This is a genomic window from Aquimarina sp. TRL1, assembly GCF_013365535.1.
GTDB lineage: Bacteria > Bacteroidota > Bacteroidia > Flavobacteriales > Flavobacteriaceae > Aquimarina > Aquimarina hainanensis.
In genome coordinates this window covers 1,808,149-1,823,235 of sequence record NZ_CP053590.1, presented here as the reverse complement: position 1 = coordinate 1,823,235, position 15,087 = coordinate 1,808,149, and the positions used below count along the sequence as shown (strand labels likewise).

The 15,087-nt window shown below is 34.9% G+C and carries 15 protein-coding genes; 1 reads left to right on the top strand and 14 read right to left on the bottom strand.

Annotation, left to right across the window (positions count from 1 at the left end):
* Positions 1–151: 151 nt before the first annotated feature.
* The 12 genes from atpG to HN014_RS07305 form a co-directional block, all read right to left on the bottom strand.
* Positions 152–1,015, bottom strand: a complete 864-nt coding sequence (atpG, locus tag HN014_RS07360) for an ATP synthase F1 subunit gamma (protein ID WP_176028236.1) — start codon at positions 1,013–1,015, stop codon at positions 152–154.
* Positions 1,016–1,072: 57 nt separating this feature from the next.
* Positions 1,073–2,650: a F0F1 ATP synthase subunit alpha gene (gene atpA / locus HN014_RS07355; RefSeq protein WP_176028235.1), complete on the bottom strand. Its 1,578-nt coding sequence runs from the start codon at positions 2,648–2,650 to the stop codon at positions 1,073–1,075.
* An 84-nt stretch (positions 2,651–2,734) separates the two neighbouring features.
* The gene (gene atpH / locus HN014_RS07350) at positions 2,735–3,262 is read right to left on the bottom strand and encodes an ATP synthase F1 subunit delta (RefSeq protein WP_176028234.1); all 528 of its coding nucleotides are present in this window, start codon (positions 3,260–3,262) and stop codon (positions 2,735–2,737) included.
* A 9-nt stretch (positions 3,263–3,271) separates the two neighbouring features.
* Complete coding sequence (locus HN014_RS07345; protein ID WP_176028233.1) at positions 3,272–3,772, bottom strand: F0F1 ATP synthase subunit B; 501 nt, start codon at positions 3,770–3,772, stop codon at positions 3,272–3,274.
* 96 nt (positions 3,773–3,868) lie between these two features.
* Positions 3,869–4,060, bottom strand: coding sequence for an ATP synthase F0 subunit C (atpE, locus tag HN014_RS07340; RefSeq protein WP_176028232.1), 192 nt, complete (start codon positions 4,058–4,060; stop codon positions 3,869–3,871).
* Between the two features lie 49 nt (positions 4,061–4,109).
* Positions 4,110–5,207, bottom strand: a complete 1,098-nt coding sequence (gene atpB, locus HN014_RS07335) for a F0F1 ATP synthase subunit A (RefSeq protein WP_176028231.1) — start codon at positions 5,205–5,207, stop codon at positions 4,110–4,112.
* 119 nt (positions 5,208–5,326) lie between these two features.
* Positions 5,327–5,803, bottom strand: a complete 477-nt coding sequence (locus HN014_RS07330; RefSeq protein ID WP_176028230.1) for a hypothetical protein — start codon at positions 5,801–5,803, stop codon at positions 5,327–5,329.
* Between the two features lie 260 nt (positions 5,804–6,063).
* Complete coding sequence (locus HN014_RS07325) at positions 6,064–6,291, bottom strand: AtpZ/AtpI family protein (protein WP_176028229.1); 228 nt, start codon at positions 6,289–6,291, stop codon at positions 6,064–6,066.
* Entirely contained in the window at positions 6,260–6,679 is a 420-nt protein-coding gene (locus HN014_RS07320) for a polymer-forming cytoskeletal protein (RefSeq protein WP_176028228.1), read from the bottom strand. Before HN014_RS07320 ends, HN014_RS07325 begins: the two co-directional genes overlap by 32 nt.
* 16 nt (positions 6,680–6,695) lie before the next feature.
* On the bottom strand, positions 6,696–9,329 hold the full coding sequence (locus tag HN014_RS07315; protein ID WP_368660071.1) for a hypothetical protein: 2,634 nt from the start codon (positions 9,327–9,329) through the stop codon (positions 6,696–6,698).
* A gap of 480 nt (positions 9,330–9,809) precedes the next feature.
* On the bottom strand, positions 9,810–10,505 hold the full coding sequence (locus HN014_RS07310; protein WP_176028227.1) for an ABC transporter ATP-binding protein: 696 nt from the start codon (positions 10,503–10,505) through the stop codon (positions 9,810–9,812).
* A gap of 4 nt (positions 10,506–10,509) precedes the next feature.
* Positions 10,510–11,982 carry a DUF5687 family protein gene (locus HN014_RS07305; RefSeq protein ID WP_176028226.1) on the bottom strand — a complete coding sequence of 491 codons (1,473 nt, stop codon included), beginning with the start codon at positions 11,980–11,982 and terminating at the stop codon, positions 10,510–10,512.
* 250 nt (positions 11,983–12,232) lie between these two features.
* Here HN014_RS07305 and HN014_RS07300 point away from each other — a divergent pair, with 250 nt between their 5' ends.
* Complete coding sequence (locus tag HN014_RS07300; RefSeq protein WP_176028225.1) at positions 12,233–13,285, top strand: ferredoxin--NADP reductase; 1,053 nt, start codon at positions 12,233–12,235, stop codon at positions 13,283–13,285.
* 82 nt (positions 13,286–13,367) lie between these two features.
* Here HN014_RS07300 and HN014_RS07295 read toward each other — a convergent pair whose 3' ends face one another.
* Positions 13,368–14,417, bottom strand: a complete 1,050-nt coding sequence (locus HN014_RS07295; protein ID WP_254884113.1) for a glycosyltransferase family 9 protein — start codon at positions 14,415–14,417, stop codon at positions 13,368–13,370.
* A gap of 27 nt (positions 14,418–14,444) precedes the next feature.
* Complete coding sequence (locus HN014_RS07290; RefSeq protein ID WP_176028224.1) at positions 14,445–15,053, bottom strand: DUF4254 domain-containing protein; 609 nt, start codon at positions 15,051–15,053, stop codon at positions 14,445–14,447.
* Positions 15,054–15,087: the final 34 nt, after the last annotated feature.

Genomic DNA, 15,087 nt, shown 5'->3' with positions numbered 1-15,087 from the left:
AACACCTCTTCGTTTTGTATGAATTATCGTTCAAAATTAGTGGCTGATAAAAAAATATGAAAGCGTAGTTTTACCTGTTTTTAAAAAATAAAAAAGTCCCGTGAAATGAATCACGGGACTTTGAAATAACTAGTTAACTAGTATTTATCTTTTAACCATTTAATGCTTCTGCACCACCAACAATTTCTAAAATTTCATTGGTAATGGCTGCTTGTCTTGCTTTGTTATAAGAAAGTTTCAGCGAGTCTCTTAGCTCTGTTGCATTATCGGTTGCTTTATGCATTGCTGTCATACGTGCTCCATGCTCAGAAGCAAAAGAATCACGTAGTGCTTTATACAACTGTGTCTTTAATGATTTTGGAATCAGCTCATTTACAATTTCCTCTTTAGAAGGTTCAAAAATATAATCTAAGCTTACATTTGATTCTTCGTTTTGTACCGGAACAATTGGTAAGAACTGCTCTGTAGTTACTATCTGAGAAGCTGCATTTTTGAACTTGTTATACACAATAACAATCTTATCATAAGATTTATTAGTAAACAATTCCATCAACTCTGATGCTATTTCTGCCACATTAGCAAAGGTAAGGTCATCATACACATTACTTTTATTAGCAATAACAGTATGTGTTTTAGAAACAATATCGTCTACTTTTTTTCCAATAGTAACAAAATCTACTTGCTTTCCTTCATATTGATTTTGATACAGATCTTTTACTGCTTTTAAAATACTAGAGTTAAAAGCACCTGCAAGACCACGGTTAGAAGCTATTGCTACTACCAATACTTTGTTTACTTCTCTTTGTTCAGAATAAACACTTGCGCTATCTCCTTCTAAGCTAGCACTAAGACTTTGTAATAGCTCTGTAAGTTTATCTGCATAAGGTCGCATAGCGGTAATGGCTTGCTGTGCCTTATTCAATTTTGCTGCAGATACCATTTTCATGGCACTAGTAATCTGCATAGTTGATGATACAGAGGTAATTCTATTACGTAATTCTTTTAAGTTTGCCATAAACTAAAGTCTTTTATAGTACCTTAGAACGGGTTCTAAGGTACTATAAATTAAAAATTATTTATATTTTGCCGAAATCTCTTTTGAAGCTGATACTAACACATCGATTACTTCGTCTGTTAATTTCCCAGCCTTCAATGTATCTAAACTATCTCTATGCTTTGCATTTAGATACTCCAAGTAATCTTTTTCAAATTCCTTTACTTTATTTACCGGAACTTCACTTAACAAGTTTTTAGAACCAGCATATACAATTGCAATTTGATCTTCTACTGTATATGGATCGTTTTGACCTTGTTTTAAGATCTCCACGTTTCTCTTTCCTTTTTCGATTACATTCAATGTAGCTGCATCTAAGTCAGATCCAAATTTCGCGAATGCTTCTAATTCACGGAATTGTGCCTGATCTAGTTTTAATGTTCCTGCTACTTTCTTCATTGATTTGATCTGTGCAGATCCTCCTACACGAGATACAGAGATTCCCACATTAATTGCCGGACGTACTCCTGAGTTGAACAAGTCAGATGTTAAGAAGATCTGTCCATCTGTAATAGAAATTACGTTTGTAGGAATATAAGCAGATACATCTCCTGCTTGTGTTTCAATAATAGGAAGTGCTGTTAGTGATCCTCCTCCTTTTACTTTATCTTTTAAAGACTCAGGAAGGTCGTTCATGTCTTTAGCAATGCTATCATCAGCAATTACTTTTGCAGCACGCTCTAGTAATCTTGAGTGAAGGTAGAAAACGTCTCCTGGATATGCCTCACGACCTGGTGGACGACGTAATAATAACGATACCTCACGGTATGCTACTGCCTGTTTAGATAGATCATCATATATAATTAATGCTGGTCTACCTGTATCACGGAAATATTCTCCGATTGCAGCTCCTGCAAATGGAGCATATACTTGCATTGGCGCTGGGTCAGATGCGTTAGCTGCTACAATTGTAGTATATGCTAATGCTCCTTTTTCTTCTAATACTTTAGCAATATTTGCTACTGTAGAAGCTTTCTGTCCGATAGCAACATAGATACAGTATACTGGTTCTCCAGCATCATAAAATTCTTTTTGGTTTAGGATCGTATCGATACAAACAGTTGTTTTTCCTGTTTGACGGTCACCAATAACAAGCTCACGCTGACCTCTTCCTACAGGTACCATCGCATCAATCGACTTAATTCCTGTTTGTAGCGGCTCATTTACTGGCTGACGGAATACTACCCCAGGAGCTTTACGCTCTAATGGCATTTCGAAAGTTTCACCTTCGATTGGGCCTTTACCATCTATAGGATTTCCAAGTGTGTCTACAACACGACCTACAATTCCTTCTCCTACTTTAATCGATGCAATACGCTGTGTACGTTTTACTACTGCACCTTCTTTAACCTCTGTAGAAGAACCTAAAAGTACTACCCCAACATTATCTTCTTCCAAGTTCAATACAATACCCTCTAAACCTGATTCGAACTGTACTAATTCTCCGTACTGAGCGTTAGACAATCCGTATACACGAGCGATACCATCTCCTACTTGTAATACTGTACCTACCTCTTCCAATGAAGCGGATGCTTCAAATCCAGATAATTGTTGTTTTAATATTGCTGATACTTCAGCAGGATTCACTTCTGCCATTTTATAGTATTTAAAGTCGAATAAGTAAAACTACTTATTCTCTATTATTAAAATTAAACGTTTTCTTTTTAAAAACGTATTTTGTTAATTACTCAATTCTCTTTTTAAACTAGTAAGTTTATGGGCAATACTAGCATTATATTGTAAATCTCCTACTCTCAGAATAAACCCTCCGATAATACTCTCATCGATAAGGTTCTCTATTGTAGCTTCATTACCTGTTAATTCTTTTACTTTGGCTAACACTTTAGTTCGCAATGCATCATCCAATGGTATTGCTGTGGTAACAGTCGCAACTTGTGTATTGTTTAACTGGTCAAACAATAAGCTGTACTGTCTGGCTACCTGATCTAACTGATCTACTCTTTTATTAGCCAGTAACACATCAAAAAGTTTATGCGTTAACGCTCCTGATCCTTTAAAAACTTCTTTTAATGAAGCGCGTTTTACTTCATTTTTAACCAAAGGACTATTCAAAAGCATTCTTAACTCAGGACTATTTTCTACTGTCTCAGAAATAGTCTTCATATCATTTTGCACATCTTGTGTCGCTTTTTGATCTTGAGCTATACTCAAAACTGCCTTTGCATAACGTATTGCTGCTCTACCCATCTTTACTGATTAGTTTAAAGTAACATCTTCTAACATAGACTCAACCAATTCTAATTGCTGACCCTTATCGTTTAATTGTTTTCTCACTACTTTTTCTGCAATCTGAACAGAAAATTCTGCTACCTGACTCTTAAGGTCTGCGATTGCAACTTTCTTTTCACTAGCAATAGTAGCTTGTGCTTGAGCTACAATTTTATCAGCTTCTTCTTGTGCTTCTGCTTTTGCATCTGCTATCATAGACTCTTTAAGCTCTCTAGCTTCTTTCAACATTGTATCTCTTTCAGCACGAGCTTCATTAAGAATTCTTTCGTTATCTGCTTGTAAATTTTGTAGTTCTTTTCTAGCATTCTCAGCAGAATCCAATGCATCCTTAATTCCCTCTTCTCTGCTGTTTAATGAATCTAAGATCGGTTTCCAAGCAAATTTTCTCATTAAAACAATTAAGATTAATAAGATAATCGCCTGCATAAAGAATAACCCGGGAGAAAAATCATTTAATAACTGATCCATGTTGTTTTATATTTTTTTGTTTAATTTTTTGTCTCGTTCTACCTGTTTAAAACATTTCCTGCAACCAACCGTTGCAGGAAATATCTTTTGTTCTAATTAACCTTTTCCTAAGATTAATGCACCGAATGCTAATCCTTCTAGAAGTGCTCCGATGATAATCATCGCAGTTTGGATTTTACCTGCAGCTTCTGGCTGACGAGCAATACCTTCCATTGCTTTTCCACCGATCTGACCTAATCCGATTCCTCCTCCGATTACGATTAATCCTGCTCCAATTAAATTGTACATACTAATTGATTTATATAATTAAACAAATTCTTATTCTACTTTTATTTTTTTAATGATGATCGTGCTCTTCAACCGCCATCCCGATAAACAATGATGATAACATTGTAAAGATAAATGCCTGCAAAAAGGCTACTAATATTTCTATTACAGAAATAAATAATGCCAATACTAGTGACATTCCTGTAGAGGCTACGGGACCAAATACAGTTTTCATGGTAATCATCAATGCAATCAAACTCATCACTACAAAATGTCCTGCTGTAATATTAGCGAAAAGACGAATTAATAATGAGAATGGTTTCGTCAACATTCCTAATATCTCTATGGGCATTAGGATTATTTTCATAGGTACTGGTACTCCCGGCATCCAGAAAATGTGTTTCCAGTAATCTTTATTTCCACTAAACTGCACAATAAAAAATGTAAATAATGCTAAACAGACTGTAACGGCAATATTTCCTGTTACATTAAATCCTAGTGGTGTCAAGCCTAAAAGGTTCAAGATCCAAATAAAGAAAAACACAGTTAATAAGAATCCCATGAATTTTCTATATTTTTTCTCACCAATATTAGGTTTTGCAATTTCATCTCTTACATAGATTACTAATGGTTCTAATACTCTGGCAAACCCTGTTGGGATTGGTCCTTTTTTATACCCTCTAGCCAAAGCAGAAAACCCTAAGAACATTAATAGTCCAGCTAATAACATCCCCACAACACTCTTAGTTATTGAAAAGTCTAAAGGTTTTGCATTTGTTGGGTGATGCGCTTCATCATAGTTGATAGTTCCGGCTGCATCTGTTTTATAAATTTTTCCGTGGTATAACTTATAATAATTCCCATCTACCTCTGCTACTGTTTCTCCATGATGAAACTTAGAAGACATAAATACTTTCAATCCACCATCCCATAAAATTACTGGCAATGGAAACCCGTAATGCGTCCCTGTTTGCCCGTCGGTATAAAAAATAAAATCGTGGGAATCCTGAAGGTGATGCTTGATATATGCATCGATCTCTTCTTTGGTATCTATTTGATTTCCTTCTGTTTTGTGATCCGTGTCACCAGATTTTGCAAAAGTAGTGATACTTGAAAAAGCAAGCAGAAGCACTACTGAATACTTGATGGTCTTTTGAAATACTTTCATTTCCTAAATTCTAGTCTTTTTTGTACGCTCTGAATTTGGGTGCAAAAGTACATTATTAATTTTCAATAAACATATAGAATTTCGCTTTTTTTATCTTTTTTTGATTTTCGTCATTGTATTTATTCTTTCGATCCGATATTCTTAATAATTTTTGATGACATCAAAACTAATACAAATGAATACATCAGATAAAAAACCAAAAACACTGCTCTCTTATGCATTGTCTCTGAATCATCTAACCAGCCTAACTTATACACAAACATACCTGCTAAAATCATTTTAGCCAGTAAAAGTCCCATCAAAACATAGGCTGCATGTATTGGAGATACTTTGTAAACCACAGCTACCATACCATAAACAAACAATACCAAAAGCGACAAAAACACATGTTGTTCTCGTATGAGCGAATTTGTTCCCAAATCAAGGAAACTTGTTAGCAAAAAAACATGAACTGCGTAAAAAGTAAGGCTACTAACTATTATATATATCATATATATCAATAATTGTTTTATATCTTTTTTTAGATCCATATGCTTATTTCTCAAACTTGTTTTCATGTTGATAAAACCTTTTTTAATCATTCTTAAATCAGCCAAATGATTTTACTATACATTTTATTGCAACATACTATTTTCAATGTTTTTTCAAATCGCAAACTTACTTATTAATATTCTTTGTACCGCAAAAACTTATCGAAAGAAATATTCCTTTTTTATACGATTGTACTTCCTTGAAGGAGGGGATCTTAATTTCTATAAAAACAAAACCTTGATTATACTGGTTATGTATAATCAAGGTTCTCTTTATTGGCACTGCCAGAGGGTATAATACCCAAGACCTGCCTTGAAATTAAAAATTATTTTCTGTTTGATTCTTTAATCACTTGCCACAACACAGATCCAATCGCTAAAAATACTGCAGCTAACCCAACCCATTTCTGATAAACAGGTTCCTGATTAGCAGCTCTCTCATCCAGATATCCTCCGAGGTAGTACCCTCCTATAATAATTGCTAACATTTGGATACCAATAGTGGTATATCTGGCAAAGCTTTTAAGCTGATTTCCCTTGTTGTTTTTGTCCATCTGATTTACTTAGGGATTTTACTCCTCCTTTCATAGAACAAGAAGCATTAAATGTAGCCCCTGGCTCTACCGCTAGTTTCCCGGTAGTTACTTCTCCATCTATAACAGCAGTAGGTTTTAGAGACAATGTCCCGGAAACTAACAGGTTTCCTGAAAATTTCCCTTCAAAATCTGCATCAGAGCACTCTAATGTCCCCTGAATAAACCCTGATTTACCTACTACGACCTTTCCGGTTGTTTTAAAAGTTCCTTCTATAGTTCCTTCTACTCTGAAGCCTCCTTCAGAGATGATATCTCCAACGATTTTAGTTCCTTCAGAAATTTTATTCTGATTTCTTGAAAAATCTGATGCTCCGCTGTCTTTTCCTTTTTTATTGTCTGAAAACATACTATTAGGGGGTTGTTTAATTATTATTTTCTTTTAATTGCAGATAAGCATCTACATTTTTATGTATTTGAATCACTCTATAATTAGGGGAAGCAACTACAAAAAACGGAGCTTCTACTTTTTTATGATATTTCTTTTTTCTCTTCGAATTTGTTTGATCTACCCCCCTGGTATCTTCTACTTTTCCTATACCTAATAGTTCTGCTAATCCCAAGGCGCCCATTTCATTTCTCTTTGTATGCACTACTACAAATTGCTTATCTTTTGTATATACATCAATAGTCACCTTCATTTTATCATATCTCAGCTCTTTTATAATATCGTCTAATACTTGTTTTAGCTCTTCTGCCTGGTGCATTCCATAAATAGAAAACGGAAAGATAAGCTTATGATTTTTATCTTCTTCTACTCCTTCTACAAACTCTTTACTAGCAATTTGAGGAATCGATGTCTGATATAGCAATTGTGCTTTTTTTCCTTCCGGACTCTGCGGATAGTTTAAAGATACGTAATTTAATGCTTCTTTGTACGGTTCAAATCCATGATAACGTCCAACAGCCTGTGCTTTTAACAACTCAAACTTAGCAACAAAATCTTCTCCGCCAAATTTAGTAATCATTTCATCACTTTCTTTAATTACCTCAGCATACTTTTGATCTTTAAACAATTTATACAAACGATTGTATATTGCCTCAGGACTATTCTTATCTCCTTCCAATGCCTCTTCCGGGTTTTGCAGAATTTTTGCATACCGGGAAGCTCCATGATTATTAATAATGTCTTGCTTTACTTCATTCGCCCGCAATGTCTCTTCTTTTGCAGTATATATTTTATAAAGGTTATACTTAGAGGGCACAATCAATCGTTCTTCTGGATTATTATCCAATACACCTCTAAATTTATCTATTGCCAACTCATATTCTCTGAACTTTTCTTTATAAATCACCCCTAGTTGATAATAGGCAAAATTACGTTCTGTATGCAAACTATCAATAATTGCAGGATCTTCTGGAACAGTAGCAATGTATGTCTGAGGGTCAAACACCGGGTCTGTATCAATTGAATATGGTTCCTCTTCTTCCTCTTCTTCTCCTGAAGACAGCTTTGATGGTTCTGATATACTAGACACTCTCCAATTGTCTTTTAACTCTCGATTACCAAATGCTTTTTTAAAGGCTGTTTTTCCATAAGCTACCACTGTCGGGTTATAAAAATAAAACACTCCTCCTGTATTAGGTCCTGAAGGAGCTGTACCACCAGGGGCTCCTGGCTGCACAAAACGTCTCTCTGCCGGCAACTCTGCTTTTATTCTCTCTATCTCAGCAGCTTCTTCTGCTGCTTTTGCTGCTGCCTTTATTTTTTCTGTGTATTCTGAGTAAAATGCAAGTCTTTCTTCCGGCGACATTTTTACCACTGATAGAATACTATCATTTTTTTTGGCGATTCCTTCGTAAAGGATGACATCATCCAGATTTTCTCTCTTTTTTTTCAGAACTCTGTATTTTTTCGAGTTCTCAACCATTCGTTCTAAAGTACTATCATAGTACGCTCCTGCATGCGCGTATTCTTTATGATCAAAACTTATATCTCCTAATGCTTTGTAATTAAATGATTGCAGTTTTCGATCTTCCTGTTTTGTTCTCAAAGATTTATTGTAATACGCTATAGCCAGGTCAATCGAGTCCAATGTTCTAAAATACACTGCTTTTTGATTATAAATACGATCTAAAAACGGGCGATTCTCCCTGTTTTCTTCCATATCTGTAAGCAGTTCGAGGAAAGCTAGTTTGTCTCCCTTTTCATAATCAAAATTTCTCGCCTTGGCCATATAAGCATTGATCATATATCGTCTAGGAGTTCGACGATTCAAGTCAATTACCTGATCATACGCATAATTAGCGCTGTCTTTATAACCTAATTCGTCTAATAATTGTCCTTTTATATACAGATACCGTCCTTTTTCTTCATTATCCTGGGTATGAATAGCCGCCTTATTGATATAAGTGATAGCAGAATCTTTCATTTTCAGGTTGACAAATGCCTGTGCCAACATAGCTGAGGCATCAGCATAGTCCTGAGGCTTCATGTATTCTTCGGCAATCATTTTGGTAAGATCTGCTATTGCTTTTTCATTATTATCCAAACGCATATTGGTCTTTGCTCTCCAGACCTTGGCATGGTTAATTGTATTACTGGTAGGATATTTATACAAGATATAATTAAACGCTTCCAATGCCGGAATGAATCGTTGTTCGAAATATCTTGATTTCCCTAACAAAAGAAAAGATTCGTCTATTTTGGGATTTCGTTCCTTCCCTCCGATCAGCATACTGTGTTTCTGAATCGCCTTTATCGCTTTTTCTTCTGCCTTGTCAAAATTTTGATTTAACACTTCTCCGGGAAGTCGAACGTCTTCACTTACAATCATACGTTCTATTGGCAAAAGCTCCCAAAAATCATCTTTATAGCCTTCGACAATATCCCCTCTTCCTTTGTCAAAAGCAAGCCTTCCATTGTATAGGGTATTGTTTTTTGTGGTGATATTATGCCATGTTCTATTGACAAATTTGTCTTTTTTACGCGAACAACTCACACTCATAAGAAGAGTGACACATATAACGATGATAATTTGCAGTGAATTTCTACTCAAACCTAAATCTTTTATACGCTTGATAACTTAAAATCTTAGTTTTTAGTGTATCAAGAGTTCATAAAAACAATCCGAATTTGGTAAAAATACATTACTTTCTATAAAAAACAGAATATCAAGTAGTTTTTCTCTGTTTATCTTTCTTTTTTACGCAATTCACATCTCTATTCATTTATAATACAACGAGATAGAAATCACACTTCTATTAATAAGTACAACAGAAAAAATTAGCTACCCGTCTCATAAAGCATTTTCTTATATTGATCATTCTCATTCCAAAGTGATTTACGATTTAACTTATCACTACTTATTTTGTACATGGAAAGTAGTTTCTTACTCTTGTGAAAAAATCCCAAAATGACATCCCTATAGCTGTGTTTGCCTCAAAAAAAAGATCTTCACTAACAGCAAGTTGGTCTCAGATTTTTTTCCTCGAGCCTTACTTATTAAATACACTTGGAAACAGGCAAAGATCTCATACTATTTATTAAAGTGTGCTTCTAATTCCTGCAATGTCTCCTCAGAGGTTTTAATATCTCTTACAACTGTCCCTTTATCTAACACCACAATTCGCTCACAAACTTCAGTTACATGCATCAGGTCATGACTGGAAACCAATACGGTTACCTCGGGATTATCTGCCAATTCCTTGATTATTTTTTTTAAACGAATCTGAGTAGTTGGATCTAAATTAGCAAATGGTTCATCTAGTATAATCACCTCTGGGTTTCCTATCAATGTAGCTACAATTCCTACTTTCTTTTGATTTCCTTTAGACAGATCTCTCAAGTATTTCTTTTTGCCCAAAATCTCTCCATGAAAGAAATCTTCATATGTAGCCAATAAAGTATCCACATCAGCTTTATTTCTTCCCCTTAATTCTCCTATAAAATAGAAATACTCTTCGGCGGTCAGGTATCCTATCAAAAAGCTTTCGTCTATAAATGCTGCTGTAAACGACTTCCATTCTTCGCTTTCATCTACCCGAACTTCATTATTAGTAATAAACCCACTAGTCGGTTTTATCAAATCTAATAAGGTACTAAACAGGGTTGTTTTTCCAGCTCCATTATTACCAACTAACCCAAAACTACTCCCTTTTTCTATAGTAAGTTCTTCAATAGAGAGAACTACAGAGTCTACATACTTTTTTGTAAGATTTTGTATTGTTATCATTCCTTTATTTTTTTTGTTTATACGCCCATAAAGTTTTGTACTTTTCTGTTCGGTATATTTTCTCTATAATATCAAACACTTTATTTCTAAAAGCAAACCCTATTATTCCTGTAACAGCCACCAATCCATACCCTGCAGATGGGCTATGTGCATAATGTCCTATAGCATAAAAAATCATTGGCAATGCCATTTTAGGTAATGCTAATAACATTGTCTTCATATTAAATGCTTGTTTATCTCCAAACGGATTTTTATTGCTCGTCAGATCTATCGGGGTTTTTACATAGGCTCCTGCCCACAAAACAACATGAGAATTCACCCCCATATTGTAGATTGCTCCAACTAAAATAGCTACATATGCCTCCCACCCAAAATAGATATACGGAACAGATAATACTGTAGCAATAAGTGTAGCACAAACCATTAGCCACCATTTAGATGATAAGTATTCTTTATATCTTATATTTTGACTCATCATTAGTGGATAATATGAACTATCCCAACTAGGGACAAATTGACCAAAGCTTAACAGAAATCCACCCGAGACAAAGATTCCTGCAAATATCTTCCATACAGGACCTTCATAAGCATCAACCGAGTCTGTAAAAAACAGCAATCCATAAAACAGAAATAATATACTGACAATAACCGTAGAACGTGCCCGCTTATTTCTCTTAATCAGTTTTATATCATTTTTCAAAAAAACGGCGGTTTTACCAAACCTATCTAACCAATCCAGATTTTCTGTTTTTGCCTGCTCTGATTTTTCGGATAGTCCTGCATCGAGATACAGGTTTTTTCTGTACATTATAAATGAGAAGTATATACTAATCAGCATTAAAATTACAGGGATTAACACCCAAAGAATATGAGTATACATTCCTTTAAAAAACGGGGATGAATACTGCGTAATATCAAAATACCCATAATATTGCAACCCTCCGAGAGTTGCCATAACTCCTCCAACAAGAACAACCAGCCAGTCTTTGTTATTGAGAAGAATATTGAGAAAATTATTATGATAGATCACCGCTATTAATCCGATATTCCACAAAAGAACTCCTAATGGATTATACCCATGTGATATCAACAATACGGAAAACGGAATAAAAAAGAAGGCATGAATGTAGTTAAAAAAAGAAAAACCGGTTTTTCCTAAGGCAAAAGAAGCAATTTTCTTTTTAGAAAAAGGCAATAGCAATAAAGGTTTAATATTTACTACTGGCATTTTCTGAAGTGCATATCTAAAAACCAAATCAATAACGACCCAATAGATCAAAAACTGATTTACAAGCTCAAAAGGATCCAACCCCATCTCTTCTTTTATATAGAAAAAGCCTCCAATACTTCCTGCTACCATCATAAACATTAAATAAAACGCCCAAAATCCCATAAATACTTTCATCCATAAACTCGAGGATAACGAAGCGGCTCTCCAGAACGATTTTCGCTGTAATGTCACAAAATGTTTTATCATAATGAGAAGTGTTTTTACACAACCATTAGTGTCCATTTTCATAAAATGTTACAAAAAGCTTACAACTACCACTAAAACAAGACATTATTTTTATCTTGAAATCCTCCTTATTATACTATCAAAAATGGAGCTTTGTATAATTTTCGGCGAAATACCAGCTGCTCTCTTATCCATTTCTTATTTTTGTCTCGATTAACATATGGCGCTTCTGATTTTTAGATCAGGAAAAGATTAGATTTTATTATAAAACATGTCAACATTTCATTCACTGTCGATTAAAGACATTACACGAGAAACCTCAAAAGCAGTTGCTATTACCTTTGATATTCCGACTTCTCTTAAAGAACAATATCAATTCATCCCTGGACAATATCTGACACTAAAAACGACGATCAACGGCAATGAAGTTCGAAGAGCCTATTCTATCTGTAGTGCTCCTGATGATCATTTCATATCTGTAGCTATTAAAGAGATTGAAAACGGTCTTTTTTCTACCTATGCTAATCAACAACTTACCTCTGATGATGTGATAGAAGTACATCCTCCTGAAGGAACCTTTACCCTTGCAACTAGTCCAACAGCCAACAAAACATATTGTGCTTTTGCTGCCGGAAGTGGTATTACCCCTATCATGAGTATGATATATGCTGTTCTTCAAAATGAACCCAATAGTCGTTTCGTATTAGTTTATGGAAATAAAACTCCTGAAGAAACTATTTTTCATACTGCTCTTACAACCCTTCAGGCTAAGTATCCTGACCGGTTCTTTATTGAATTTATATATAGCAGAAGTAACGAGGTAGGAACTCATTTTGGAAGAATTGAGCGTTCAACCATCAACTTTATTGTCAAAAACAAATACAAAGACTATTCTTTTGATAACTTTTTTCTTTGTGGTCCGGAAGTAATGATTTCCACTGCGAAAGAGGTATTACTAGAAAATGCTGTTGCTGAAGATCAAATACATTTTGAATTATTCACATCTAGTAGTTCTACTTCATCTGAGGGAGCAAACCAAGAAGGAAAAACAAATATTACCATTTTAGTTGATGATGAAGAGGTTACCTTTGTCATGGATCGCAAAAAAACAATATTAGAAGCTGCTATTGAAGAAGATATCGATGTTCCTTACTCTTGTCAGGGAGGTGTTTGCAGCTCTTGTATCTGCAAAATAACAGAAGGAACTGCTGTTATGAGTAAAAACGGTATTCTTACTGATAGTGAAATAGAAGAAGGACTTGTCCTTGCCTGCGTTTCTCATGCAACTACGGATACTGTCTTTGTCGATTTTGATGATGTATAAAAACGATCTCTCTCACTATTTAGCAACGTTTATAAGTACATAAGTAAGAAATCTAAAGACCCCCGTATCCTTAATTTCTTATTTATGTGTTTTTTTCTATGGTGTATATCTTTTGAAGAACCTGTTCGGCAGTAATTGAATACATTACTTTTTCATACCCTTCCGGAACTTTATTCCCATAGATGGATGTCGGAATCTGATCATATGTAACTAAGTCTGGGAGCACAGCATTTGACAAGGGTTGACCAAAAGGCAGAAATCCTGCATATGGATGTGTTACTCCCCAAATAGTAATAGTAGGTACCCCGAACATAGCTGCCAGGTGTGCATTCCCGCTATCCATAGAAACCATCATATCAAGGTTAGCGATCAATTTTAATTCTTCTGAGAAACGAAGTTTTCCTGCAATTGACACGGCATTTTTATATTTCTGCCCAAGGTTGTTCAAAATATCCTTTTCCTTCTTACCACCTCCAAAAAGCAATAGCTGAAACCGACTCTCCTTATCCAACGCTGCAATTACTTCCTCTATTCTTTCTAAAGGGTATATTTTGCCTTGATGCTGCGCAAAAGGAGCAATTCCAATCCACTTTTGCCCAGTTTCTGGAAGAATCTCAGATATCTGAGGAGTGAGTTTTATTCTTTCTCTCTTTACTGTTATAGAAAGATCAATTGGAAACCCTAAATATTTAAACACATCTGCATATCGCTGATGGGTAGTTTTTAAGGGTTTAAAATCTTTATTTTTTATTCTTGTCAAGGCTTTTTTCTCTGCTCTTCCCTTATCAATCTGAAAGACTTTAATTCCTGAAAAAGCAAAAAACCGCTTTAATATATTAGATCGCAATACATTATGAAGATCTGCTACTGCATCGATATTCAGTTTCTTTAATTCCAAGAATAAACGATACAAACCTACTACTCCTTTGTGTTTTCCTTTGACATCAGCTGCTACTACTGAGACATTTCTTAACTCAGAAAAAATTGGTGTAAAAAAAGCCCGTGTAAGTACTGTAATTCTAATTTCTGGATATGTTTCAATGAATCGTTCTAACACCGGTACTGTCATGGCTACGTCTCCCATTGCAGAGAGACGTATAACCAAAATATGTTTTATAGGGTGTTTCTGCATATAACAATCGACGGTAAAAAAGAGAAATTACTTTTGCCCTCTAAGAACAGGGTTTAATTCATCATCATTATACATCTTCATTTGTTTGTATACTTTCATATACTTATCTCCATTCTCTATATCTTGCAATAGTGTATCGATTGCCGTAGAAAGATCAACACGTTGCTCCAAAAGAACATTTAGTTTTTTCTGACATGCTTCTCTATGCGCATCTGTCGCATCAGCTCTATTTGCTTCTTCTTCCATATGATACACTTTTAGCGCAAGTATTGATAATCGATCAACTCCCCAAGCTGGGCTTTCTGTATTAATAGTGGCAGAGGGTTTTACTGCTACCGCTTTGTATTTTTCTAAAAAATAACTGTCGATATATTCTACCATATCCGTTCGATCCTGGTTAGAAGCATCAATTTGTCTTTTTAATTTTAGTGCTGCAACCGGATCTATTTGTGGATCCCTAATAATATCCTCATAATGCCATTGTACTGTATCAATCCAGCATTTTCTGTATAGTAAATGTTCTAATACCTCACTTTTGCTATCATATGGATTGGAGAACTCCTGATCAACCGTATTAATGATATGATATTTGTCTATTACTTCTCTGAAAATCTGATTTGCTTTTTCTGTAAACATGTACTCTTATTTAAAACACTACCAAGTAGTTTTC

Excerpts from the sequence above, each read along its gene's own strand:
- HN014_RS07290 (WP_176028224.1), bottom strand. The coding sequence starts at position 15,053 with ATGTTTACAGAAAAAGCAAATCAGATTTTCAGAGAAGTAATAGACAAA.
- HN014_RS07300 (WP_176028225.1), top strand. The coding sequence starts at position 12,233 with ATGTCAACATTTCATTCACTGTCGATTAAAGACATTACACGAGAAACC.
- HN014_RS07305 (WP_176028226.1), bottom strand. The coding sequence starts at position 11,982 with ATGATAAAACATTTTGTGACATTACAGCGAAAATCGTTCTGGAGAGCC.
- atpG (WP_176028236.1), bottom strand. The coding sequence starts at position 1,015 with ATGGCAAACTTAAAAGAATTACGTAATAGAATTACCTCTGTATCATCA.
- HN014_RS07310 (WP_176028227.1), bottom strand. The coding sequence starts at position 10,505 with ATGATAACAATACAAAATCTTACAAAAAAGTATGTAGACTCTGTAGTT.
- HN014_RS07325 (WP_176028229.1), bottom strand. The coding sequence starts at position 6,291 with ATGGACAAAAACAACAAGGGAAATCAGCTTAAAAGCTTTGCCAGATAT.
- HN014_RS07320 (WP_176028228.1), bottom strand. The coding sequence starts at position 6,679 with ATGTTTTCAGACAATAAAAAAGGAAAAGACAGCGGAGCATCAGATTTT.
- atpA (WP_176028235.1), bottom strand. The coding sequence starts at position 2,650 with ATGGCAGAAGTGAATCCTGCTGAAGTATCAGCAATATTAAAACAACAA.
- atpE (WP_176028232.1), bottom strand. The coding sequence starts at position 4,060 with ATGTACAATTTAATTGGAGCAGGATTAATCGTAATCGGAGGAGGAATC.
- HN014_RS07345 (WP_176028233.1), bottom strand. The coding sequence starts at position 3,772 with ATGGATCAGTTATTAAATGATTTTTCTCCCGGGTTATTCTTTATGCAG.
- atpH (WP_176028234.1), bottom strand. The coding sequence starts at position 3,262 with ATGGGTAGAGCAGCAATACGTTATGCAAAGGCAGTTTTGAGTATAGCT.
- HN014_RS07295 (WP_254884113.1), bottom strand. The coding sequence starts at position 14,417 with ATGCAGAAACACCCTATAAAACATATTTTGGTTATACGTCTCTCTGCA.
- atpB (WP_176028231.1), bottom strand. The coding sequence starts at position 5,207 with ATGAAAGTATTTCAAAAGACCATCAAGTATTCAGTAGTGCTTCTGCTT.